This is a genomic window from Falsiroseomonas sp. HW251 (genome assembly GCF_050563545.1).
GTDB lineage: Bacteria > Pseudomonadota > Alphaproteobacteria > Acetobacterales > Acetobacteraceae > Falsiroseomonas.
On the sequence record NZ_JBNXUM010000040.1, the window covers coordinates 1 to 24,547 of the forward strand.

Below are 24,547 nucleotides of genomic sequence, written 5' to 3' on the forward strand. Positions count from 1 at the left end.
GGCGCGCGGCGCTCCTCGTCCTGGCGACGGGCGGCTTCCTCGGCGGCGGAGCGCAGGCTCAGCGCCTGGCGCTCGCGCTCCTCGCGCTCGCGCGCCTGGGCCTTGCGCTGCTCCTCCAGCACGCGGGCGCGCGTGTCCATCTCGGCCTGGGTGAGCGGGCGCCCCCCCGGGGCCGCGGGCTTCGCGGCCGCCGGCGCGGCTGGCCTGGCCCCCGGCGCGGCGGGCGCGCCGGGCTTTGCCGCCGGCGCGGCCACGCCGGGCTTGGCGGCGACCGCACCCGGGGCCGGGCGCTTCTTCACCACCTCCACCTGGACGACCTTGCTGCGCCCGTGGCTGAAGGACTGCCGCACGCTGCCGCCATCGACGGTCTTGCCCAGGTCAAGGCGTCCACCCGGCCGGAGCGAGAGCCGGCCCTTCCCTGCATCCTGGTCGTTCTGGTCGCTCATTCGCCGATCCGAACCCGATCTCTCTTCATCAGTCCACTGCACCGGCCGCGCCATCGCGGTCGGGCTTCGCGTCCGGTCGGGCGCGATCCTCCGCCGGGCGCCTGCCCGGCTTCTGGGCGTCGCGCCTCGGCGCGGCGTCCGGTCGGAGGGTCATCCCCTCCAGCCTCGCGGCTTCCGCCGCGATCCTTTCCGCCAGCCGCCCGCGGGCGACGGCGACATGCACGGCCCTGTCCCGGCCGAACGGCGCGCCGAGCGCCGCCGCGTCGAGGGGCGATACCACCGGCACATCCCGGCGTCCGACCAGCCTGGCCTTCTCGGCCGTGCTGCCATCCGCCGCCTGTACCATCAACCCGGCGCGGCCGGCCTGCAGCCATTCCCTGGCCGCCTGCCACCCGCTGACCGCCTGCCCCGCGCGCCGCGCGAAGCCGACGAGGTCCCGGATGCGCCCCCGCAGGCCATCCTCGATCGTCGCGCGAAGGTCGGGGGGCACAAGCACCTCGCCGCGGACGGCCTTAGCAAAGGCCCCGCGGCGCGCGGCCTGTTCTATCACATCGGCCTTCGCACTCAACCACATTCCCCGGCCGGGCAGGCGTTCCGCGAGATCCGCGATCACTTTCCGGTCGGGGCCGAGGACGAAGCGGACCATCGCCTCCTTCGGCAGACGCTCACGCGTCACCAGGCAACGGCGGAGCGGCCCGCGCTCCGGCTCGTCGTCTTCCGCAGCTTCGATGGGCAGTTCAGCCGGCGTTGCCGTCTTCCGTCTCCCCGGCGGTCTCTTCAGTCGCTTCCTCGGCGACCGGCTCGTCGTCGCCTGTCCCGGGCGCGGGCTCGTCGTCACCCGTCCCGGGCGCGGGATCGTCACCGAACCAGCCGGCGGCCTGGCGCGCGGCCATGATGATGGCGTTGGCGCTATCCTCGTCCACGGTCTCGGACCCCAGGATCTCGACCAGCTCGTCGCCGGCGAGATCCGCCAAGTCCTCGAGCGTCTTGACGCCCTTCTCGCCGAGCTGGACCAGCATCGCCGGCGAGAAGTTGCCGACCTCCTGCACGCTGTCCTCGACGCCCATCTCGCGGCGCTTCTCGTCGTATTCGCCGTCGCGCTTCTCGATGAAGGCCGCGGCGCGGCGCTTCAGCTCGGCCGCGATGTTCTCGTCGAAGCCCTCGATGCCGGCGAGCTCCTCGTCGTCCACGGCCACGATCTCCTCGATCGAGCCGAAGCCCTCGGTCACCAGCAGGCCGGCGATGACGTCGTCCACGTCGAGGCCCTCGACGAACAGGCCGGAGCGCTTGCGGAAATCCTCCTGCCGGCGCTCCGATTCCTCGGCCTCGGTCAGGATGTCGATATCGTAGCGCGTGAGCTGCGATGCAAGGCGCACGTTCTGGCCACGGCGGCCGATCGCGAGGCTCAGCTGGTCGTCGGGCACCACGACCTCGCAGCGATGGCCTTCCTCGTCCAGCACGACCTTCGTCACCTCGGCCGGCGCGAGGGCGTTGACGATGAAGGTCGCGCTGTCCTGCGACCAGTTGATGATGTCGATCTTCTCGCCCTGCAGCTCCTGCACGACGGCCTGCACGCGGGAACCGCGCATGCCGACGCAGGCGCCGACGGGGTCGATGCTGCTGTCGCGCGAGATCACCGCCATCTTGGCGCGGCTGCCGGGGTCGCGGGCGACCGCCTTGATCTCGATGATGCCGTCGTAGATCTCCGGCACTTCCTGCGCGAAGAGCTTGGCGAGGAAGCCGGGATGCGTGCGGGAGAGGAAGATCTGCGGGCCGCGCGGTTCCTCCCGCACGTCGTAGATGTAGGCGCGGACGCGGTCGCCGTTCTTGAAGGCCTCGCGCGGGATGGTCTCGTCACGGCGAAGCAGCGCCTCGGCCCGGCCGAGGTCCACCATGAGGTTGCCGTACTCCGTCCGCTTGACCACGCCGTTGATGATCTCGCCGACGCGGTCCTTGTATTCCGCGAACTGCTTGGACCGCTCGACCTCGCGCACGCGCTGGACGATGACCTGCTTGGCGGTCTGGGCGGCGATGCGGCCGAAATCGATCGGCGGGAGGGGGTCCACGATGAACTCGCCCACCGCGATGCCCGGCCGGATCTTCTGGGCGATGCGGTGGGGCATCTGCGTCGCCTCGTTCTCGACGGGCTCGGCCTCCACCACCTCGGTCCAGCGGGACAGCTTCACCTCGCCGGTCTTGCGGTCGATGACGGCGCGGATGTCCTTCTCGTGCCCGTACTTGGCGCGGCCGGCCTTCTGGATGGCCTGCTCCATCGCCTCGAGCACTTCCTCGCGCTCGATCATCTTCTCGCGCGCGACGGCGTCGGCGACCTGGAGGAGTTCGGGGCGGGCAATGGCGACGTCGAGGGCCATGGCGTCAGTGTCCCTTGCGCTGGGTTGGCCGATCGGCCCCGTCTTCCGCCTCGTCGGCGTCCTCGGGATCGGTCGGGGGAGCGGCAGTGGCCGCGATCAGTTCGTCGGTGAGCACCAGCTTCGCCTTGCGGATGTTGCCGCGCGGGAAGCTCACTTCGCTGCCGTCCTCCAGCCGGACTCGGGCAAACTCGGCATCGGCGCCGAGGGCGACGCCCTTGAAGCGCTTGCGCCCGTCCTGCGGGATGGCGAGCTCGAGCGTCGCGACATGGCCGGCAAAGCGGTTCCAGTCCTTGGCCCGCGTCAGCGGGCGGTCGATGCCGGCGGAGGAGACCTCCAGCATCCACTCCCCGCGGATCGGGTCCTCCACGTCCAGCACGGCGCCGATGGCGTGGCTGATCGTCTCGCAATCCGCGACGAGAAAGGGCGCGCCGTCGGCGCGGTCGGCCATGACCTGCACCGTCGGTCGTTCCTTGCCGCTGACCTGCACGCGCACGAGCTCGTAGCCCAGCTGCGCCAGGCTCGGCAGGATGGCGTTGGCGATGCGAAGCTCGAGCCCCTCGTGCTGGGGCAGGTCGGCATCGGCGGGGATCGGGTTCGTGTCGCTCATGGCCAGGTGGCTCGGCGCCTCCCGGCCAACAAAAAAGGCGGCCCTTTGGGGGCCACCCTCCGTGACGTCGGAAAGCGATTGGCCAGGGATATAGGCGATGCCGCGGGCGGCGGCAAGCACCGAACGCCGGCCTGTGCCAGGCCCGGGGCGGTGCGCCGGGCAGCGGAACGGTGTATCCGCGACGCACCGCGGCGGCCGGGGGCCCCGCCCGACCGGAGAGCTGCATGAGCCGCGTTGCCCTGATCACCGGCATGACCGGCCAGGACGGGTCCTACCTGGCGGAGCTGCTGCTCGCGAAGGGCTACGTGGTGCATGGCGTGAAGCGCCGCGCCTCCTCCTTCAACACGCAGCGCGTGGACCACCTGTATGTGGATCCCCATGTCGCGGGCGCGCGCTTCTTCCTCCATTACGGCGACCTGACCGACGCCACCAACCTCATCCGCATCCTGGCCGAGACGCAGCCGGACGAGATCTACAACCTCGGCGCACAGTCGCATGTCCAGGTCAGCTTCGAGACGCCGGAATACACCGCCAACGCGGATGGCCTGGGCGTGCTACGGCTGCTGGAGGCGATCCGGATCCTCGGCATGGAGAAGCGGGCGCGTTTCTACCAGGCCTCCACCGGCGAGCTCTACGGCAAGGTCCGGGCCGTGCCGCAGGACGAGGCCACGCCCTTCCACCCGCGCTCGCCCTACGGCGTCGCCAAGCTCTACGGCTACTGGATCACCGTGAACTACCGCGAGGCCCATGGGCTGCACGCCTCCAACGGCATCCTCTTCAACCATGAGAGCCCGCGGCGCGGCGAGACCTTCGTCACCCGCAAGATCACCCGCGCCGTCGCCGCCATCGGGGCCGGGCTGCAGGACGTGCTCTGGCTCGGCAACCTCGATGCGCGGCGCGACTGGGGCCATGCGGCGGAGTATGTCGAGGGGATGTGGCGGATCCTCCAGCAGGACAGCCCGGACGACTACGTCCTCGCGACGGGGCAGACCCATGCGGTGCGCGACTTCGCGCGCCTCGCCTTCGCCGAGGCCGGCATCGCGCTGGAATGGTCCGGCCGCGGCGTCGAGGAGGTCGGGCGCTGCGCCGCGACCGGGCGCGTGCTGGTGCGGGTGGACCCGCGGTATTTCCGCCCCGCCGAGGTGGACCTGCTGATCGGCAATGCGGCCAAGGCCAGGCGCGTCCTGGGCTGGGAACCGCGCGTGACCGTGCCGCAGCTCGTCGCGGAAATGGTGCGCGCCGACATCGCCGCGATCCGCGCCGGCGGGCAGGACCGCGTGGGATGACCGCGCCCTTCGACCTGGCGGGCCGGCGCGTGCTGGTCACCGGCCATCGCGGCATGGTGGGCTCCGCCCTGGTCCGGCGCCTCGCCGCGGAAGATGTCGCGGTGCTGACGCTCGACCGACGGAAGGTGGATCTGCGCAACCAGCTTCAGGTGCGTCGCGCGATGGCGGCGATGCGGCCCGACGTCGTGATCGTCGCCGCGGCCAGGGTCGGCGGCATCGTCGCGAATGACCGCTACCCCGCCGACTTCCTCTACGACAACCTGATGATCGAGGCGAACCTGATCCAGGCGGCGCACCTGGCCGACGTCGCGAAGCTGCTCTTCTTCGCCTCTTCCTGCATCTACCCCGAGCACGCGCCGCAGCCGATCCGCGAGGAATCGCTGCTGACCGGGCCGTTGCAGCCCACCAACGAATGGTACGCCATCGCCAAGATCGCCGGCATCAGGCTCTGCGACGCCTATCGCCGGCAGCACGGCCGCGACTTCATCTCCGCCATGCCCTGCAACCTCTACGGCCCGAACGACAGTTTCGATCCCGAGCGCAGCCACGTCATCCCCGGCCTGATGCGCCGCTTCCACGAGGCGAAGCTGGCCGGCGCGGAGGAAGTGGTCTGCTGGGGCACCGGCGCGCCGCGGCGCGAATTCCTGCATGTGGACGACCTCGCGGAGGCCTGCGTCTTCCTGCTGCGCCATTTCAGCGCGGAAGGGCCGATCAATGTCGGCACCGGCAGCGACATCAGCATCCGCGAACTCGCGGAGACGATGCGGGACGTCACGGGCTATGCCGGGCGGATCGCCTGGGACGCGTCCCGGCCCGACGGGACGATGCTCAAGCGCATGGATGTCGGCCGGATCGAGGCGATGGGATGGAAGCCGCGCATCGCCTTCGCCGAAGGACTGGCCGGGACCTATCGCTGGTTCACCGCGCAGGAGAGGCTGCGCGGCGGCGGCGGGCCGGCGCGCGTCGGCCGGCCGGATCCGGGCGAGCGGCGGCTCGGCGCGATCGAGCTGCATGCGCCGGACGAAGTGGCGGCCGGCCTGTTGCGCGCCTTCGGCGCCGCGCTCGGCGAGGATCCCGCCGGCGCGCCGCGGCATCCCAAGGATCCGCTGCGGATGCGCTGGGCCCGGCCCGGCATGGGGCCGCGGGAGGTGCGCTCGCTCTCGCTGCGCCGCTTCGGGCGCTTCGGCAATGGCGTGACGCAGCTGCTGAACGCGATCCACCTGGCGCGCCGGGCGGGCATCGCACGCATCCATCTCGGCCCCGTCAACCCCGCCGGGCTCGCCGCCAGCCGCGCCATCGAGGGCATCGAGTTCCGGCTGGACGAGGCCGACGGCAGCGCGGGGGCGGACCTGCTTGGCCGCTTCTTCTACGGCAGCGTGCTGCCGCGCGCCTTCGCCAGCCGCGACGCCGCGGCGGTGGAGGCGATCGCCGCGACCTGGCTGCGGCCGCTGTTCGACGGCTTCTTCGCGCCACGCCCGGCGCGGCCGGCGCCGACGCTGCACGTCCACCTGCGCGCCGGCGACGTCTTCGTCCGGGCGCACCCGCTCTACACCCAGCCGCCGCTCGGCTTCTACGCCCGCGCCGTCGCGCATGCCGTCGCGGAGCTCGGCGTGCGCCACGTCGTGCTGGTGCACGAGGACGAGGCCAATCCCTGCATCGCCGCGCTGCGCGACTGGCTGGCGGCGCGGGGCATCGACTTCTCCGACCAATCGGCGAGCCTCCAGGAGGACCAAAGCGAGCTGATGGCGGCCGAGCACCTCGTGGTCTCGCGCGGGACCTTCTGCCTGCCGGCGCTGCTGCTCTCGACGCGGCTGCGCACGGTGTATGGCTTCCGCGACGATGCGACGCTGGCGCTGCCGAGGCTGCCGCTCGCTGCCCTGATGCGGCGGCGCGGCGCGCGCTGCCTGAGGGTCGCCGATGCCGGCGGCGCCTACATCCCCGCCGCGGGCTGGCGCAACACCCCGGCGCAGCGCGCCATGATGCTGGACTACCCCGAGGGCGCGCTGCGGATCGAGGAAGCGGGCCGCTGAAGCGGGTGCCGGAGGGTCGGAGCTAGCCCGCCCCGGGCGGCGCCGGCAGGGCGGCGAGGTGCGTCACGCGCCGCCGCCCATGCGTGCGGGACGACAGCGCCACGCCGTGGTGGCGGTTGTCGAAGACCTCGGCCCTTCCGCCGCGGGCGACCCGCAGCAGGCAGAAATGGTCGGTCACGCGCGCCAACCACCAGCCCTCCGGCAGGCCCGCCTTCACCGCGGCGGCGAGCGTCGGAGTGCCTTCGACCGGGCGGGGCGCGGCGTTCACGCCGAGGCAGCCCAGCGCCCCGATCAGGTCGCGCCACCAGGCCGTGACGATCTCCTGCCCCGGGGGATAGCGCTCCGGCGCGATGCGGGAGAGCAGGTCGCAGGCGCTCGCGTAGCTGACGCCGGCCGCTGTCGCGACCACGGCCGGCCCGCACCACGGGGCATAGCCGCCGCGCTCGCCGGCAAAATCCTCGGGGCGGCGCAGGCGACGGTCGTCGTTGGAGGCGGCGAGCTGCATCGAAAGGAATGTCCCGCTGGAATAAGGCAGGACCTCACTTTAGCGTGAAGTATACAATCACACAATCGCGATCATGCGCGACGGCGGAAGATCCAGTAGATCGGGCGGCGCCCCTCGCGCAGCGCCTTGGCCTCGTAGCGGGTGCCCGGCCAGCCCGGCGGGCGGGTCGTCTCCCGCGATGCAGGGACGAAATCCGCGGCGGCGCCCATCACCTCCTCGACCCAGGCCTGGTAGGTCGGATCGTCGGACGCGATTCGCCATTCGCCCCCCGGTTTCAGCGCACGGGCGGCCAGCGGCAGAAGCGAGGGGTGCACGAAGCGCCGCTTGGCATGGCGCGCCTTCGGCCAGGGGTCGGGGAAGAGCAGGAACAGCCGGTCCAGCGCGCCTTCCGGCAGCACGGCGAGCAGGTGCCGGGCGTCGCGCGGCCAGAGCCGCAGGTTGGGCGGCAGCGCCCCGGTCGCCTCCTCGCCCTCGGCGACGAGTCGCGTCAGCAGGGAGCAGAGCCCGTTCTCGAAGACCTCGGAGGCGATGTAGGCAACGCCCGGGTTTGCCGCGACCTGGTCGAGCGCGTGCTCGCCCCCGCCGAACCCGACCTCGAGCCAGAGCGGCGCCTGCGGCATGCCGAAGGCGGCGAGGGGGTCGGCAGCCTGGGCGGCCGCCAGGTCGAGCCGCGGCAGGGTGACGTCGAGCAGGCGCTGCTGCCGCGGCCGCAGCGGATGCCCCCGACGGCGACCATAGAGGCGGTCAGGCACGCCCTCGGCGAGGGGCGGACGGTCGGCGGTCATCGGAGCGTCCAATCGAAAGGGCGGCGGGCTCGCGCCCGCCGCCCTCAAGGTGCGAAGCGCGCGGAGCGCGCGCCCGGCGTCCGAGGGCAAGAATTAACGCCCGAACGCCCGCTTCAGGTCGTCCACCAGGTCGGTCCGCTCCCAGGTGAACGTCCCCTTCTCCGCATCCGGCGTGCGGCCAAAATGGCCGTAGGAGCTGGTCGGCACGTAGATCGGACGATTGAGGTGAAGGTGCTCGCGGATGCCGCGCGGCGAGAGGTTCACCAGCCCGTCCACGACCTTGGCGAGCTTCACCTCGTCCACGTCGCGCCCGGTGCCGTGCAGGTCGAAATAGACCGACAGCGGCTTGGAGACGCCGATCGCGTAGCTCACCTGGATCGTGCATTTCTCCGCCAGGCCCGCCGCGACGACGTTCTTCGCGACATAGCGCGCGGCATAGGCGGCCGAGCGGTCCACCTTCGTCGGGTCCTTGCCGCTGAAGGCGCCGCCGCCATGCGGGGCCGCGCCGCCATAGGTGTCCACGATGATCTTGCGCCCGGTCAGGCCGCAATCGCCGTCGGGCCCGCCGATCACGAACTTGCCCGTGGGGTTCACGTAGAATTCGTTGTCCCCGCACATCCAGCCATTGGGCAGGGTGCTTTCCACCAGCGGGCGCAGCATGCGCTTGATCTCGGCCTGCTCGAGGCCCTCGACATGCTGGGTCGAGACGACGACCGAGGTCGCGCCGACCGGCTTGCCGTCGACGTAGCGCAGCGTGACCTGCGACTTGGCGTCGGGCAGCAGCCCGGCCACTGCGACGTCGCCGTTGCGGCGCATCTCGCTGATCCGGCGCAGGATGAGATGCGCGTAGTACAGCGGCGCGGGCATCAGCTCCGGCGTCTCGGTGCAGGCATAGCCGAACATGATGCCCTGGTCGCCCGCGCCCTCGTCCTTGTTGCCGGCGGCGTCCACGCCCTGGGCGATGTGCTCGGACTGGGCGTGCAGGTGGCAGGCGATGTCGGCGGTCTGCCAGTGGAAGCCGTCCTGCTCGTAGCCGATGTCGTGGATCGCCATGCGGGCGAGGTGCTTCAGGTATTCCGCCGTCACGCTGCCGGGCCCGCGGACCTCGCCGGCGAGGACCACGCGGTTGGTGGTCACCAGCGTCTCGCAGGCGACGCGCGAATAGGGATCGGCGGTCAGGAAGGCGTCGAGGACGGTGTCGGAGATGCGGTCGGCCACCTTGTCGGGATGACCTTCGGAGACGGACTCCGACGTGAACAGGTATTCGCCCGTGTCGCGCATGGCGTGATTCGGCCTCTTGTCGCGGGAGGGCCGGATGCCCCGGCCGGGAAGCCCGGGAATCCGGGACGGGCGCGTATCGCAGCGGAGTGCGGCAGGGTCAAGGCGGGGGAATGCGTTCGGACCGCCGTCGCGGCGGCGCGGGGAATCACATCCCCAGCACGTCGCGCATGCCGTAGAGCCCCGGCCCGCGCCCCTGCAGCCAGAGCGCCGCGCGCACCGCGCCGGTGGCATAGGCGCGGCGGTCGAAGCTGCGATGGGTCAGCGCGATGTGCTCGGTGGCGGAGGCGAAGAGCAGCGTGTGCTCGCCGACGACCTGGCCGCCGCGCAACGCGGCGAAGCCGATGGCGCCGGCCTTCCGCGCGCCGGTGTGCCCGTCACGGCCGGATTCGATGCCGGCCTCCTCCATCGTGATCCCCCGTCCCTTCGCGACGGCACGTCCCATCGCGATCGCGGTGCCGGAGGGCGCGTCCACCTTCTGGCGGTGGTGCATCTCGACGATCTCGGCGTCGTATTGCGCGCCGGGCAGGGCCGCGCCCATGCGCTCGGCCAGCGCGAGGACCAGGTTCACGCCGGGGGCGAAGTTGGCGGCGTAGACGATCGGGGCCGTCCTGCCGGCATCGGCGACCGCCCTTTCCTGCTGCGCGTTCAGGCCGGAGGAGCCGAGCACGAGGCCCCTCCGGCTCGAGGCGGCGAGGGCGGCGTGGGGCACCGCTTCGTCGGCATGGGTGAAGTCGATCACGACGTCGGCGACGGCGAAGAGCGCCACGGGGTCGGGCAGGATCGTCACGCCCCCGGGCGGCACCTTGGTCGAACCTGGCCGCATCGTGCCGCCGGCGAGCGTCGCGCCGGCGGCGGCGACTTCCTCGACCAGCAGGCGGCCCATGCGGCCGGCGATGCCGGCGATTCCAATGCGCATCCTGTCCCTCCAGAACGCGCGACGCTTCGCGCGGGCGGGGCGGGGGGTCAAGCTTCCGGACGAGCGCAGGCCCCCCACGTGCCTCGCTCCGCTCGGCACCCTCCCCCGCACGCGGGATAGGGATAAGGCCGCAACCTCTCGCTCTCCCGCCACAGCCTCGAAACAACAAAAGCCCCGCTTGCGCGGGGCTTTCGCTTAGGGGGGGCGGGCGGCGACGCGGGTGGGACCGTGTCCGCGCCGCCGCCTGCCGGGGCCGCCGCTGGGGGGATGCGACGGTTGCAGCATGAACGTGGCGCCGGGCCCAGGGTTTCCGACCGTCGCAAGCCCCCTACAGCACTCGCCATGGTCACATCGCCGTGGCCCGCCCGACGGCGCCTCAGCGCCCGAGCCCGTCCCAGAACTCCTTCACCTTGGCGAAGAAGCCCTCGCTCTCGGGGCTGGATTTCCCGTGCTGCTCGCTCTCGCGCTCGAACTCCGCGAGCAGCTCCTGCTGGCGCTTGGTCAGGTTCTGCGGCGTCTCCACCGCGACCTGGACATACATGTCGCCGCGCGCAGCGCTGCGCAGGACAGAGAAGCCTTTGCCGCGCAGCCGGAACTGGTCGCCCGCCTGCGTCCCCGCGGGGATCGAGACCTTGGCCCGGCCGCCATCCACCGTCGGCACCTCCACCGCGCCGCCGAGCGCGGCCTGCGTCATGCGCAGCGGCACGCGGACGAAGATGTTGGCGCCGTCGCGCTGGAAGATCGGGTGCGTCTTCACCGCGATGTCGACATAGAGGTCGCCCGACGGCGCGCCGCGCAGCCCCGCCTCGCCCTCGCCCGAGAGCCTGATCCGCGTGCCGTCCTCCACGCCCGCCGGGATGGTCACGGCCAGCGTGCGGTCGCGCTGCACGCGGCCCTGGCCCGCGCAGACCTTGCAGGGGTTCTTCACGACGCGGCCGGAGCCGCCGCAGGTCGGGCAGGTCCGCTCGATTAGGAAGAAGCCCTGCTGCGCGCGGACCTTGCCCGAGCCGCCACAGCTGCCGCACGTCGCGGCCGCCTGGGCGGCGGGACCCTCGGAGCCCGTGCCCTTGCAGGCCTCGCAGGAGACGGTGGTGGAGACGCGAATGGTCTTCTTGGCGCCGGCGAAGGCTTCCTCGAGCGTGACCTCCACGCCGGTGCGCAGGTCCGACCCGCGCCCGACCGGCCCGCCGCGGCGGCCGCGGCCGCCCAATCCGCCGAACATCTCCTCGAAGATGTCCTCGAAGGCGCCGCCGAAGGGATTGCCCCCCTGCCCGAACGGGTTCCCGCCGCCGCCCGTGCCGCCCTGCTCGAAGGCGGCGTGGCCGTAGCGGTCATAGGCGGCCCGCTTCTCCGGGTCCTTCAGCACGTCGTAGGCCTCGTTCAATTCCTTGAACCTGCCTTCCGCCGCCTTGTCGCCCTGGTTGCGGTCCGGGTGGAACTGCATGGCGAGCTTGCGGTAGGCCTTCTTCAGGTCCTCCTCGCTCGCTTCCCGGGCCACGCCCAGGACCTGGTAGTAGTCACGCTTGGCCATGGGCCCTCAGGTCCTCGATGAGCCTATCCATCGCGGCAGCGCCCGACCCCCTTGCGGAAGCCGGGCGCGCCGAGCCCAGTCAGATCCGAAGATCGCCTTACGAGGGCTTCTTCTTCTTGGGGTCGACTTCCTCGAACTCGGCGTCGACCACCTTCTCGTCCGGCTTGCCCGCACCACCCGCGGCATCGCCGCCGCCCTCGGCGGCCTGCTGCTGCTTGTAGAGCGTCTCGCCCATCTTCATCGCGGCCTGGGACAGCTTCTCCGCGGCCTCGCGGATGGTCTCGGCCTCCGTGCTGTCGAGCGCGCCGCGCGCCTCGGCCACCGCTGCGCGGACCGCGTCCTTCTCGGCCTCGCCGAGCTTGGCCGCGTTCTCGTTCAGCGTCTTCTCCGTGGAGTGCACCAGCGCATCGAGCTGGTTGCGCGCCTCCACCGCCTCGCGCCTCTTCTTGTCGGCATCCGCATTCGCCTCGGCCTCGCGCACCATGCGCTCGATGTCGGCGTCCGACAGGCCGGACTTGGCCTGGATGCGGATCTGCTGCTCCTTGCCGGTGGCCTTGTCCTTCGCGCTGACGGACACGATGCCGTTCGCGTCGATGTCGAAGGTCACCTCGATCTGCGGCACGCCGCGGGGTGCGGGCGGGATGCCGGTCAGGTCGAACTGGCCGAGCAGCTTGTTGTCGGCCGCCATCTCGCGCTCGCCCTGGAAGACCTTGATCGTCACCGCGTTCTGGTTGTCGTCGGCGGTGGAGAAGACCGAGCTCTTCTTGGTCGGGATCGTGGTGTTGCGGTCGATCAGGCGGGTGAAGACGCCGCCCAGCGTCTCGATGCCGAGGCTCAGCGGCGTGACGTCGAGCAGCAGCACGTCCTTAACGTCGCCCTTCAGCACGCCGCCCTGGATGGCCGCGCCGATGGCGACGACCTCGTCGGGGTTGACGTTGCGCGCGGGCTCCTTGCCGAAGAACTGCTTCACGGTCTCCACGACCTTCGGCATGCGCGTCATGCCGCCGACCAGGATGACCTCGTCCACCTCGTTCGCCGCGATGCCGGCATCCTTCAGCGCCTGGCGGCAGGGCTCCAGCGTCTTCATGACGAGGTCATCGACCAGCGCTTCCAGCTTCGCGCGAGTCAGCGTGAGCACCAGGTGCTTCGGGCCCGACGCGTCGGCCGTGATGAAGGGCAGGTTGATCTCGGTCTGCTTGGAGCTCGACAGCTCGATCTTCGCCTTCTCGGCGGCTTCCTTCAGCCGCTGCAGCGCGAGCTTGTCGCCGCGCAGGTCGATGCCCTGCTCCTTCTTGAACTCCTCGGCGAGGTAGTCGATCACGCGCTGGTCGAAATCCTCGCCGCCGAGGAAGGTATCGCCGTTCGTGCTCTTCACCTCGAAGACGCCGTCACCGATCTCGAGCACGGAGATGTCGAAGGTGCCGCCGCCGAGGTCGTAGACCGCGATCGTGCCGGTCTTCTTCTGGTCCATGCCGTAGGCGAGCGCCGCCGCCGTCGGCTCGTTGATGATGCGCAGGACGTCGAGGCCCGCGATCGCGCCGGCTTCCTTCGTGGCCTGGCGCTGGGCGTCGTTGAAGTAGGCGGGGACGGTGATGACGGCCTGCGTCACCTTCTCGCCGAGATAGGCCTCGGCCGTCTCCTTCATCTTGGTCAGGATGTTCGCGCTGATCTGCTGCGGCGCATAGGGCTGGCCGTCCACCTCGACCCAGGCGTCGCCATTGGCGGCGCGGACGATGGAATAGGGCACCAGGCCCTTGTCCTTCGTCACCATCGGATCCTCGAAGCGGCGGCCGATCAGGCGCTTGACCGCGTAGAGGGTGTTCATGGGGTTGGTCACGGCCTGGCGCTTGGCGGACTGGCCGACCAGGCGCTCGCCGGACTTCGAGAAGGCGACCATCGAGGGGGTGGTGCGCGCACCCTCGGCGTTCTCGACGACCCTGACGTCCTTGCCTTCCATGATGGCGACGCAGGAATTGGTGGTACCGAGGTCGATACCGATGACCTTGCTCATCCGCAAAACTCTCCTTCCTGGCAGGCGGGGGCGGCCCCGGAGGCACCGCGCCCGCCCCCGTCCATGCGACGGATGGGGGTGGCAAACAGGGCGGCCGGGAAGATGGCCGCCTTGGCGTGGACCGGCCCTGGCGGGCCGTCTCGCAGCGCGATGTATTGAGCCCCTGGCGCCGGGACAAGGGGGGAACGGGCAGGCGCGACGAAAAGCGTCGCCGCGACCGCGGCGCCGTATTCCATGGCCACGCGCCATGCCGCCTTGTTTCGTGGCTGCGCGCCGCGCGCGGCCCCGCTATAGGGCCGGCCTGACCATGATCGCCAACCTCCCCCAGCATCCCGACCGCGACCTGCTCGCGGGCGAGCTCCATGCCCGTCCGCCGCTGCCGCTCGAGACCCCCGTGGCGATCAGCCGCCTCGCCAATCTGAGCGAGCCCGGCCAGCCCCGCGGCGCGGCGGCGGAGCATCTCGGCCTGCTCTGCCGGCGCTACGGCGTGGCCCCGCCGGCGCCCGCCGCCGACTTCTTCCTCGGCGATTTCGGCAGCTTCTCGCTGCGCTACGAGCGCCACACCGAATTCGACGGCTACACCTTCTCCCGCCCCTTTCCCGAGCCGCCCGGCGCCGACCCCTTCGACGAGACGGCGATCGGCGCGGTGCCGACGGACTGGCTCGCCGCCATGCCGGGGAAGACGCTCGTCGCCTCCCACATCGCGGTGGTGCCCACGGCGGGCGAGGACGAGCCGCCGCCCCCCGGCTGCTTCGTGCCGGACAACCTCGCCGGCGCGAGCCTCAATGCCGGCGCAGCGACCTGCTGGACCGATTTCCGCCCAGGGCCGGACGGCTTCACCCGCCTCCTGCTGCAGGACCACGGCATGACGCCGGCGCTTGCCGGGCGCCTGGCGCAGGCGCTGTGGGAGATCGAGACCTACCGGATGCTGGCCCTGCTGGCGCTGCCAGCGGCGCGCCGCGCTCAGGCCTCGCTCGGCCTCGCCTCCGAGGAACTCGCCGCCATCGCCGAGCGCCTGCCGGGCCTTGCCAGCCTCGACGAGGAGCGGCGCGCGCTGGAGCAGCTGACCAGCCTCGCCACCATGATCGAGCGCCAGGCGGCGACCACCGCCGACCGCTTCTCTGCCGCGCGGGCCTATCACGCGCTGGTCGGGCGGCGGCTGCTGCTGCTGCGGGAGCAGCGGCTGCACGGCCTGCCCACGCTCTCGGAGTATCTGGAACGCCGGCTCGATCCCGCCATGGCGACGGTGGACGCCGCGAATTCGCGCATCGGCTCGCTCTCCACCCGCTGCGCCCGCGCGGTGGAGCTGCTGCGCGCCCGCGTCGCGGTCGCGCAGGAAGCGCAGAGCCAGAAGCTGCTGGCCGCCATGGCCGATACCGGCCGCGCCCAGCTCCGCCTGCAGGAGACGGTGGAGGGGCTGTCGGTCGCGGCGATCAGCTACTACGTGCTGTCGCTGCTCGCCTATGTGCTGAAGCCGCTGCCCTGGGAGGTCTTCGGCCTGGGGGGCGAGGCGGCGCTGGCCGTGCTGGTGCCGGCGGTGGCCGCCTTCGTCTGGATCCGCATGCGGCGGCGGCGCATCCGGCCGATGATCTGACGCAACAGGGTTGCCGGCGCGGACGGCGTCCGGCCGGGCACGCCCCACGGGATCGGCGGCGCCTGCGGTCCGGCCCGCTCGCGCAATCCGGAATAAGGTATTTGATTATACAATAACGGCCCAAAACGGCCGCAAGTTTGCTTCCTGAGGCGAGGCGAGCGTCAAAAAGGTCGCAAGGCGAGTGTGACTTACTGTTTTTCTACTACCGGTTTGTGGTGTCGCGGCGCGGATGAGGTGCAGGCTGCCGTCGCCGACCCCCCCAAACCGCGAGCGCCCGGCCATGACGGGGCGCCAAGGCATGACATGAGCCAGAACCTGACGTCCGGCGGCACGGCCACCATCAACGGTGCCGTGTTCGTCGCCGAATTCGACAGCGGGACGGGCAGCGGGGTGCTGCAGCCCTTCGTCCGGATCCAGGAGAGCGGGACCGAGAACGGCGCCAACAACGACCCGGCCCTCGGCCAGTTCGAGGACGTGAAGCCCGCCTTCCTGAGCCTCGTGACGGTGAACAGCCTCGCCGCGCTGCCCGCCACGCCCGACATCCCCTTCGAGAGCTACGCCTTCGTCCTCGACATCGGCGAGCCCGGCGGCAAGGCGAGCCTTATCACGCTCGAGACGCTGAAGGTCTTCGTCAGCAGCAAGGCCACGCTCTACTACTCGAATGGCGACTGGCACGACGCCGCCCTGGGCGGCAGCGTGGTCAGCCTCACCCCGATCTACGACCTGGATGCGGGCCTTGGCGGCAACACGAGCGTGCTGCTCGACGGCGACCTCGTGGGCAGCGGCAACGGCAAGACCGACCTCGGCGTCTTCATCCCGACGTCGCTCTTCACCGGCGGGCAGTATGTCTATCTCTATTCCGAGTTCAGCGGCACGGATGGCAGCTTCGAGGAATGGGCCGGCATCTGGGCCGACACGATCCCGACGCCGCGGATCTCCATCGTCAAGAACACCGCCGATGCGCAGGGGCTGAACGGCGACGACGGGCTGACCATCCTCGCGGGCAGCAGCATCAGCTTCGTCTACACCGTCCGCAACACCGGCGATGTCGCGCTGTCCGGCGTGACGGTGACGGACGACAACGGCACGCCGGGCAACACCGCCGACGACAACACCGCGTCCTATGTCTCGGGCGACACCAACGGCAACAGCCTCCTCGACCTCGACGAGACCTGGATCTTCTCCCTCGCCGGCACGGCGATCCATGGCAACTACGCCAACAACGCAACCGTCGTCGGCTCGGGCGCGGGCAGCACCGTCAGTTCCACCGACGACAGCTCCTATGTCGGCGTCACGCCCGGCATCGCGGTGGACAAGGTCACCGGCGACGGCCCCGGCGGCCTGGACAATGACGGCGACAACCTGACCATCCTCGCCGGCAAGGCCGTCATCTGGACCTACAGCGTCACCAACATCGGCGACGTGCCGCTTTCCGGCGTCGTCGTGAAGGACGACAACGGCACGGCCGACACCGGCGACGACAAGATCGCCAGCTATCTCTCCGGCGACACCAACGGCGACAGCCTGCTCGGCACCACCGAGACCTGGATCTACACCCTCGCCGGCACGACGGGCAGCGACGACTACACCAACCTCGGCACGGCGAGCGGGACCTACACCGACGACCTGCGCAACGGCGCCACGGTCAGCGGCAGCGACGGCAGCGGCTACACCGTCGCCAAGCCCTCGGTGGACATCGAGAAGTACGTCGTCATCAACGGCGTCGCCTATGACGCCGACACCGCGCCCGGCCAGCTGGTCTCGCAATACGACACGATCCAGTTCCGCTTCGTCGTCCACAACACCGGCAACGTGGCGCTGACGGACCTCGTCGTCACCGACGACCGCTTCGACCTGAACGGCAGCCTGCCAGGCGGTGCCTGGACCATCGCCTCGCTGGACGCGGATGACAGCATCGCCGGCGGCGCCGACGAGGCCACGCTGACCATCGGCGCGAGCTTCCAGGCCGGCCAGCACACCAACACCGGCAGCGTCGTGGGCTGCTACACCGACGACCTCGGCAACACCGCCGCGCCCACCGACAGCGACGCCGCCAACTACTTCGGCGTGCCCGGCCCGGGCGTGCGGACGCCGGGCTTCTGGAGCAACTGGACCGATTTCTGGGATGGCGATTCCCACAAGCCCGCCCAGGCCGGCACCAAGGGCTTCGCGCCCTGGGACGTGGTCTACAATGCCTATCTAGGGGACAATGGCGGGTCCGGCAGCGTCAAGGACCCCGTCGGCATCGACGTCTATTCCGCGCCGGTCGCCGCCGGCAACACCGCCAACGGCAACCGCGGCATCCTGATCGGCGACTACGACCTCAACGGCAAGACCGACGCCGGCGAGAGCACCATCTTCTACTCGCTGACCGAGGCGCTGACGATCATCAACGCCTCGGCGAAGGTGCAAGGCGATGCGCGCTACATCCTGGACCGCCACCTCGTCGCGACCTGGCTGAACTACATGGCCGGCAACCCCTTGGATGCGCCGGACGCCACCAAGACCGATGCGCGCGACCTCGTGGACTGGTCGGTCGCCTGGCTGAAGGCTCGTACCCCGGACGAGAACGGCGACGGCGCCGGCGACGGCAACCTCGTGCTGGACGCCGCGACCTGGAAGACGGCATCGAGCAGCAATGCCTGGGTCAAGGGCATCGACGGCGGGGATGGCGGCAGCGGCATCACCAACTACACCGCCGCCGGCCTGCACGGCTTCGACCCCGCCAAGGACATTCCCGCAGGATCGCTGCTGAGCGGGCTGCTCGACGAGTACAACAACAACGGCACGGTGAACGGCGTCTTCGTCGCCTGGAACGACGCGCTCTTCACCTGAGCCGGCGGGGCGCCGGGCGCCCCGCTTCGGCCCGAACCCGCGATCGCAGGGGCCCGGCGCAAGCCGGGCCCGTCGCGCGTCAGCCCTTGCCCGCGACCACCACCATCGCGGGCTTCAGCAGGCGCCCGTTGAGCGTCCAGGCCGGCGTCCAGGCCTGGATCACCGTCCCCGGCGCAACGCCGGGCGGGGCGGGCTGCTCGCTCATCGCCTGGTGCAGTTCGGGGTCGAAGGCCGCGCCCTGCGCCTCCACGCGCTGCACGCCATGGCGCTCCAGCATCGCGACGAATGCGCGCTCCACCCCCTCGAAGCCGTGGCGCAGCTTCGCCATCAGTTCGCTCTCGCCGGGCTCGGCCTTCGGCAGGCTGTCGAGGCCCCGCCGGAGGTTCTCCGCGGTCTCGGCGACGTCGCGGGCGAATTTCTGCACGGCGTAGAGCCGGGCATCCTCGACCTCGCGCTTGGTCCGCGTGCGGAGGTTCTGCATCTCCGCCTCGGCGCGCAGCCACTTGTCGCGCATCGCCGTGACCTCGGCTTCGAGCTCGGCGATGCGCTCGGCCTCGGTCTGCGGCTGGATCTCGACCGCCGGCTCCTCGGCCGGCGCGGCATCGGCCTGGGTCTCGGGCAGGGGGTCGCTCTGGTTCTCGGGCTTGTCGTTCATCGTTCTCGGGTGCGGAAAGGTTCGGGTCGGGCGTGGGCCCGTTAGGCCGACACCTAGGTGCATCGCGTGCGCGAGACAACCCGCCTTGCCCGCCCGTCCCGTCCCTTGGGCTTCCGGAGCGGGGGCAAGGGCTGCTAACCCCTGCCGATGCTGCGCAGCGTGGCGACCGTCGGCGCCTGGACCATGGCCAGCCGGATCCTGGGCTTCGCGCGCGACATGCTGATCGCGGCGAAGCTCGGCGCGACGCCCATGGCCGACGCCTTCTTCGTGGCGCTGCGCCTGCCCAACCTGTTCCGCCAGCTCTTCGGCGAGGGCGCCTTCAACGCCGCCTTCGTCCCCGCCTTCGCCGGCAGCTACGCGCTGGACGGGCCGCGCGCGGCGCGGGCGCTGGCGAATTCGCTCGCGGCGCTGATGAGCCTTTTCCTGTCGGGCATCGTGATCCTCGGCATCGTCTTCATGCCGCAGCTGCTCTACGTCCTCGCCCCCGGCTTCCATGGCGAGAGCCTGCGCTTCCCGCTGACGGTCGAGCTCACGCGGATCACCTTCCCCTACCTGCTCTTCATCTGCCTGGCCGCGCTGGTCTCGGGCGTGCTGAACGGAATGAACCGCTTCTCGGCCGCGGCCGCCGCGCCGATCCTGTTCAACCTGGTCTCGATGGCCGCGCTGCTGGGGCTGACACCCTTCGTCGCGACGCCGGCGCATGCGCTGGCCTGGGGCGTCACCGCGTCGGGCCTACTGCAGCTGCTGATGCTGATCGCGGCGGCGCGCATGGCAGGGATGGCGGTCACGCCCTTCGCCCGGCCGCGGCTGACGAAGGAAGTCCGCACCGTGCTGCGCCGGATGGGGCCGGGGCTGGTCGGGGCAGGCATCACCCAGGTGAACCTGGCGATCGGGATCATCATCGCCTCGCTCCTGCCGGAGGGGGCGGTGAGCTTCCTGTACTATGCCGACCGGATCTCGCAGCTGCCGCTCGGCGTGATCGGGGCGGCGGTCGGCACGGCGCTGCTGCCGGTGCTGTCGGCGCAGCTGCGCACGGGCAAGCGGCTGGCCGCGCATCGCAGCCAGAACCGCGCGATCGAGCTGACGCTGGCCTTCGCGCTGCCGGCGGCCCTGGCGATGGCGGTGGTCCCCGGCCCGATCATCTCGGCGCTGTTCGAGCGCGGCGCCTTCGACAGCCGCGCCGCGGCCGCGACCGCCGCCGCGCTGGTCGCCTATGCCGCGGGGCTGCCGGCCTTCGTGCTGGTGAAGGCGCTCACCCCCGGCTTCTTCGCCCGCGGCGATACCGCCACGCCGGTCAAGGTCGGGCTGGCGGTTGTCGCGCTGAACCTGGTGCTGAATCTCACGCTGACCCGCTGGCTCGGCCATGTCGGCATCGCGCTCGGGACCTCCGTGGCGTCCTGGGTGAATGTGGTGCTGCTGGCCTGGCTGCTGGTGCGTCGCGGCCGGCTTGTGCTCGACCGCCGGCTGCGCCGAGCCGTGCCGCGGCTGCTGGCGGCGGCGCTGGCGATGGCGGCGCTGCTGCTCGCGCTGCAGGCCCTGCTGTTCCCCCAGCCCGATCCCTGGCTCAGGCTCGGCGCGCTGGTGGTGCTGATCTCGGCGGGGATGGCGGCCTATTTCGGCACCGCCCAGGCGATCGGCGGGCTCGACCTGCGCGTCGCACTGCGCGAGCTGCGCCGGCGCAGGACCTGACGCCGCACCACCGGGGGTAGCGAGGCACCCCGTCGGCTCGCCTGTCCGTCCTTGACTTGCGCCGCGGCGCGCCAGCACCCTGCCCGCGACGAAACGCCCGAGGAGCGAGAGCGATGGGCGACAGCCTGCCCGGTCCGGCGGAGCCCGCGGGACCCCGTCCCGCCGCGCGGCAGCCCGCCGGCCCGTCGCGCCTCGGGGCTGCGCTGCGCGGAGTTGGGCGGTTTGCCTGGCGCGTGCTGGTCGGCGGCGCGGCGCTGGCCGGGATCGCCGCGGCCGGGCTCTGGGTCTTCGGCGCCGATGCCTGGGTGCGCGACCGATTCGAGCCGGACGACGGCGGCACGATCTTCGTGGATGGCCCGCAGGTCTACACGCGCGAGCGCCTGGTCAACGATCGCTACCAGGAGGACAGCTGGCTCAACGGCATGCTCGACCGCGCGCGGGAGCAGAGCTTCGGCTATTCCGGCATGCGCGCCGCGACCATGGCGGCGATGCGCCAGGCCGGCTTCGGCGCGGCCCTCGGCGGGACCGGCGCGCCGGCCCCCGGCGGTGGCGACCAGGCGCAGCGCCCGCCGGCGGCGCCCGGCGGGGACCAGGCCCTCCGTCCGCCGCCCCAGCCCGGCGATCCCGCGGCGCTGGCGCAGGGCCTGCCCGACATCTCGATGACGCCGACCTTCCAGCTGCAGGCAATGCGCGCCTATCGCGAGCAGATCCGCACCATGCTGATCGAGAACCAGCTCGACGACCGGCACGACCTGCGCGGCAACTCGCTCTACCGGCTGCGCTTCGACGCCACGATCCTGCCGAACGAGGGCTCGCGCGCCTCGGCGCAGATCCGCATCCGGCTGGGCCAGACGCTGTTCGCGACGCCACCGGAATTCATCACCGACGGCGCGCGCGGCACGGTGCTGAACTGGCTGCTCAACCTCTCGCCGCCGCTCCGCGAGCGCTGGGAGAGCCTCTATGGGCGCTGGCTCACCTCGCTCGAGGTCCGGGTCGAGGAGGCCCGCATCGGGCTCAGGCGCGCCTACGATCTCGGGCGCCTCGGGCCCGACGACTACCAGGCGATGCTGGCCAGGCTCGACACCGAGATCGAGGCCGCCGGCCGGAACCTGACCGCCGCCGCGACGCAGCCGCAGCTCCTCTCGCTGCCCCCGGCGACGCTCGCGACGGTGCAGGGCTGCTATGACGATGCCCGCCGCCAGCTCGAGCGGATGACGGACGCGCCGCGCTGGCCGGCCGAGGCGGACATCCGCACGCTCGACGAGTTCCGCCTCCTGTTCCAGCAGGGCCTGCCGGTGGTGAAGGAAGGCAACCAGCGGGTCCAGATCGAGGACCACAGCGCGCATCCGCTCTACCGTGAGCGCGTCGCCACCCGCATCGCCATGCTGCAGACCATCCAGAGCCTCGGCGCCTTCTGCGCGGGACCACTCGTGGCGGCGGCACCGCCGGTCCAGGCGTCGCCCGATCCCACCGCCGCGCTCGCGCCGCCCGCGCCGGGGGCGGAGGACCCGCGCCGGCTCACGGCCGAGGACCACCGGCGCCGGCTGCTCGACACGCTGTTCTGGCCGCGCATCTACAAGGCGACCACCGGCGTCGAGGAGGACATGCTGGCCGCGCCCGGCGACCCGAGCGCGCTGCCGCAGCCGCTCTCGCTCTCGCGCTATGCCTCGGTCCTCTACCGCCCGGACCGCAGCGTCAGGGCGTTCCGCTTCGAGGCGAACCAGCTGTCGCTGATCATGGTCGGAAGCGAGGCCTGCGTCGTTCCCCTCGGACGCGACCAGTACGACGAGATCGCCCTGCCCGGCGGGCGGCGCGTCTTCGTCGCGAAGGTGCGGCGGCAGGCGATCGCGGCGGGCCTGCCGGAATTCGATCTCGTGAAGCATCTCGACAGGCTGGCCGCGCGCCTCGGCACGGGCGCCGACTGCTCCGCGCAGCTCGTGCCCGTCATCCTCCCGACCGGGCTGGCGGAGTTCGTCAGCGCGGTGTCGCGCTATCCCGATGTCTACAGCTACGCGATCACGCCGACCGAGCCGGACGAGCTGATGGCGAACCGCATCCGCTCCGACATGGTGCGCGACTTCGGCATCCAGGCGCTGCTGGGCGGCCAGGGCGGCGCCGGGCAGGGCCGGGTGCAGGCGCAACAGGCGATGGCGGAGCTGACGCGCTTCGACACGGCGAACCGCGCGGTCTTCGGCTTCAGCCTGCGTGAGAACGCCAACACCACCTCCTTCGGCTGGCGCGTGCAGCCGAGCGACCGGCAGGGAACCGGCCCGGTCCTGCAGCCGCGGCAGCTGCCGATGACCGCCCTGGTCTCCCTGCCGGCCTGGTGGGACGTGCTCGACATCGAGGTCTCGCGCAGCTGGGTGGACCGGCAGGGACGCGAACGCCCGGTCTCGACGGTGCCGCTGACCTACCCGATCGAGCTGCCCGCTAATTTCGAGGCGGTGGACGCCATCCTCTTCCCCACCGCCGACCGCGGCCCCGCGCTGATCGACTGGCAGATCTCGCGCATGGCGGTGCGGCCCTGCGCGCCCTTCTCCGTCACGCTGATCGGGCGGCGGCTGTGGCGGAGCACGGTCGTCACGCTCGGCAGCCAGCGATCGAGCAGCGTCGTGGTCATGCCGAACATGAACGGCATCATCGCGAGCTTCGACATGGTGGAGCCGCCGAGCAACTGGAACCCCAACCAATCCTATTTCGTGCCGCTCACGGTCTGGACCAGCCAGGGCCAGGCCCGGCTGCCGAGGCTGCTGGAGTTCGAGGCGGCAGCCGACCGCCCCATCCCCGGCGGCGCCTGTCCCGAACGCCCGCGCAGCCCGGGCCCGCCAGCCGCGCCACGGACGCCCGCCACGCCGGCGGCGGCGGCGACCCAGTGATGCTCAGGGCGGGACGACCTGCCCGACATCGCCGAAGCAGCCGCAGGCGCTGCCGACCGGCGTGGGGTTGATCTGGCAGACGCCGCGGTAGGTGCGGCAGAACGGGCTGAACGCCATGGGCGGCGGGCCGCCCGGCGCGACGATGCGGCCGGGATCCTGCCGCCCCGGCGCGAAGCAGAAGCAGGGCGCGCCGACCGGCGCGACGCCGGAGGGGCAGACGCCGAAGGCGGTCTGGCACATCGCACCGACCTGCGCCGAGGCCGGCAGGGCGGCAAGCAGGCCGGCGACCGCGACGGCCATGAGCGCGACCGCGCCGCCGCGGCGGACCGGCCGGGTGGCGGCGCGAGCGGCGCTGGTGTCGCGGGCCTGATTCATCGCCGCGAAGCTTCGCCGGGAAGTGCGGCAAAAGGAAGGGCGATCGCGCCGCGCGGGGCCCGCGCGTCAGCCCAGCACCTCGATCCCCCTCAGCCCCGCCTCGAGCACGCGGCGGAGGTCACGCGGCGCGAGCGCCACGCAGCCCTCGGTCGGGCGGAAATCGTCGCGCGCGGGATGCAGGAAGATCGCGCTGCCGCGGCCGCGCTCCACGGGATCGTCGTTCCATCCCAGCACGCCGACCAGGTCGTAGAGCGCGTCGTCGCGCCAGAGCCGTTCATGGGATCCGTCGAAGGGCAGCCGGACCGGCCGGTTGTAGGCGCGCTGCGCGGGATCGTCGCACCAGCCATCCTCGGGCGCGATCGGCTCGACCGGGACGGCGCAGCGCGGCGGGGCGCCGCGATCGGCGCGGAACAGCACGCGCCGCAGCGGCATGACGGCGGCCGGCGTCGCGCCGTCGCCCTCGCGCTTCTCCGTCGCGGGCTTCACGCCACCCTTGCCGAGCGCGCAGCGCAGCACCTGCCCCTGGAACAGGAAGCGCCCATCGGGCAGGACACGGGCGAAGGCGGAATCGGGCGGCGCGGACATCGCGCGATAGATCGCCCGCCGCCGCGGTTTCCGCTATCACCCCAGCGACGGTTCCTGCTATGTTCCAGATGTCAAGACCCGAACTGCAGGCCGGATCTCCCTGAGCGCGCGTTCAGGCATTGCGGAAACCGGGCCCCGTCGGAACGGGACCCAGTTTTAGGGCTAAAA

At 71.6% G+C, this 24,547-nt stretch carries 19 protein-coding genes; 6 read left to right on the forward strand and 13 right to left on the reverse strand.

Features of this window, described 5'->3' with window-relative positions:
* The 4 genes from ACLF3M_RS31210 to rimP form a co-directional block, all read right to left on the reverse strand.
* Positions 1-446: translation initiation factor IF-2 associated domain-containing protein (locus ACLF3M_RS31210; protein WP_430660927.1), on the reverse strand; the 446-nt coding region annotated here is incomplete at its 3' end.
* Between the two features lie 28 nt (positions 447-474).
* Entirely contained in the window at positions 475-1,227 is a 753-nt protein-coding gene (locus tag ACLF3M_RS31215; RefSeq protein ID WP_430660983.1) for an RNA-binding protein, read from the reverse strand.
* The gene (nusA, locus tag ACLF3M_RS31220; protein ID WP_430660928.1) at positions 1,184-2,818 is read right to left on the reverse strand and encodes a transcription termination factor NusA; all 1,635 of its coding nucleotides are present in this window, start codon (positions 2,816-2,818) and stop codon (positions 1,184-1,186) included. Before nusA ends, ACLF3M_RS31215 begins: the two co-directional genes overlap by 44 nt.
* A 4-nt stretch (positions 2,819-2,822) precedes the next feature.
* Positions 2,823-3,425, reverse strand: coding sequence for a ribosome maturation factor RimP (gene rimP, locus ACLF3M_RS31225; protein ID WP_430660929.1), 603 nt, complete (start codon positions 3,423-3,425; stop codon positions 2,823-2,825).
* Between the two features lie 224 nt (positions 3,426-3,649).
* Here rimP and gmd point away from each other — a divergent pair, with 224 nt between their 5' ends.
* Positions 3,650-4,711, forward strand: coding sequence for a GDP-mannose 4,6-dehydratase (gene gmd / locus ACLF3M_RS31230; RefSeq protein ID WP_430660930.1), 1,062 nt, complete (start codon positions 3,650-3,652; stop codon positions 4,709-4,711).
* Positions 4,708-6,741, forward strand: coding sequence for a GDP-L-fucose synthase family protein (locus tag ACLF3M_RS31235; protein ID WP_430660931.1), 2,034 nt, complete (start codon positions 4,708-4,710; stop codon positions 6,739-6,741). Before gmd ends, ACLF3M_RS31235 begins: the two co-directional genes overlap by 4 nt.
* A gap of 22 nt (positions 6,742-6,763) precedes the next feature.
* Here ACLF3M_RS31235 and ACLF3M_RS31240 read toward each other — a convergent pair whose 3' ends face one another.
* The 6 genes from ACLF3M_RS31240 to dnaK form a co-directional block, all read right to left on the reverse strand.
* Positions 6,764-7,246 carry a hypothetical protein gene (locus ACLF3M_RS31240; protein ID WP_430660932.1) on the reverse strand — a complete coding sequence of 161 codons (483 nt, stop codon included), beginning with the start codon at positions 7,244-7,246 and terminating at the stop codon, positions 6,764-6,766.
* Positions 7,247-7,317: 71 nt separating this feature from the next.
* Positions 7,318-8,031 carry a tRNA (guanine(46)-N(7))-methyltransferase TrmB gene (trmB, locus tag ACLF3M_RS31245; protein WP_430660933.1) on the reverse strand — a complete coding sequence of 238 codons (714 nt, stop codon included), beginning with the start codon at positions 8,029-8,031 and terminating at the stop codon, positions 7,318-7,320.
* A 93-nt stretch (positions 8,032-8,124) separates the two neighbouring features.
* Positions 8,125-9,312: a methionine adenosyltransferase gene (gene metK / locus ACLF3M_RS31250; RefSeq protein WP_430660934.1), complete on the reverse strand. Its 1,188-nt coding sequence runs from the start codon at positions 9,310-9,312 to the stop codon at positions 8,125-8,127.
* Positions 9,313-9,457: 145 nt separating this feature from the next.
* Positions 9,458-10,228, reverse strand: coding sequence for a 4-hydroxy-tetrahydrodipicolinate reductase (dapB, locus tag ACLF3M_RS31255; protein ID WP_430660935.1), 771 nt, complete (start codon positions 10,226-10,228; stop codon positions 9,458-9,460).
* A 376-nt stretch (positions 10,229-10,604) separates the two neighbouring features.
* Positions 10,605-11,759, reverse strand: coding sequence for a molecular chaperone DnaJ (gene dnaJ / locus ACLF3M_RS31260; protein ID WP_430660936.1), 1,155 nt, complete (start codon positions 11,757-11,759; stop codon positions 10,605-10,607).
* Between the two features lie 97 nt (positions 11,760-11,856).
* The gene (gene dnaK, locus ACLF3M_RS31265; RefSeq protein WP_430660937.1) at positions 11,857-13,770 is read right to left on the reverse strand and encodes a molecular chaperone DnaK; all 1,914 of its coding nucleotides are present in this window, start codon (positions 13,768-13,770) and stop codon (positions 11,857-11,859) included.
* 307 nt (positions 13,771-14,077) lie between these two features.
* Between dnaK and ACLF3M_RS31270 the strand changes: the two genes are divergently transcribed.
* Both ACLF3M_RS31270 and ACLF3M_RS31275 read left to right on the forward strand, forming a co-directional pair.
* Positions 14,078-15,364 (forward strand): DUF3422 family protein, encoded by a 1,287-nt coding sequence (locus ACLF3M_RS31270; RefSeq protein ID WP_430660938.1) that lies wholly within the window; start codon positions 14,078-14,080, stop codon positions 15,362-15,364.
* Between the two features lie 303 nt (positions 15,365-15,667).
* Entirely contained in the window at positions 15,668-18,199 is a 2,532-nt protein-coding gene (locus ACLF3M_RS31275) for a DUF7507 domain-containing protein (protein WP_430660939.1), read from the forward strand.
* 79 nt (positions 18,200-18,278) lie between these two features.
* Here the strand turns inward: ACLF3M_RS31275 and ACLF3M_RS31280 are convergent, their stop codons facing one another.
* Positions 18,279-18,854, reverse strand: a complete 576-nt coding sequence (locus ACLF3M_RS31280; RefSeq protein ID WP_430660940.1) for a nucleotide exchange factor GrpE — start codon at positions 18,852-18,854, stop codon at positions 18,279-18,281.
* Between the two features lie 147 nt (positions 18,855-19,001).
* On the opposite strand from ACLF3M_RS31280, the gene murJ reads away from it, so the two are divergent.
* Positions 19,002-20,543: a murein biosynthesis integral membrane protein MurJ gene (gene murJ, locus ACLF3M_RS31285; RefSeq protein WP_430660941.1), complete on the forward strand. Its 1,542-nt coding sequence runs from the start codon at positions 19,002-19,004 to the stop codon at positions 20,541-20,543.
* A gap of 113 nt (positions 20,544-20,656) precedes the next feature.
* Positions 20,657-23,419 carry a hypothetical protein gene (locus ACLF3M_RS31290; RefSeq protein WP_430660942.1) on the forward strand — a complete coding sequence of 921 codons (2,763 nt, stop codon included), beginning with the start codon at positions 20,657-20,659 and terminating at the stop codon, positions 23,417-23,419.
* A 3-nt stretch (positions 23,420-23,422) separates the two neighbouring features.
* On the opposite strand, the gene ACLF3M_RS31295 is transcribed toward ACLF3M_RS31290, so the two are convergent.
* Both ACLF3M_RS31295 and ACLF3M_RS31300 read right to left on the reverse strand, forming a co-directional pair.
* Positions 23,423-23,794, reverse strand: a complete 372-nt coding sequence (locus ACLF3M_RS31295; RefSeq protein ID WP_430660943.1) for a hypothetical protein — start codon at positions 23,792-23,794, stop codon at positions 23,423-23,425.
* A 66-nt stretch (positions 23,795-23,860) separates the two neighbouring features.
* Entirely contained in the window at positions 23,861-24,379 is a 519-nt protein-coding gene (locus tag ACLF3M_RS31300) for a L,D-transpeptidase family protein (RefSeq protein WP_430660944.1), read from the reverse strand.
* Between the last annotated feature and the right edge of the window lie 168 nt (positions 24,380-24,547).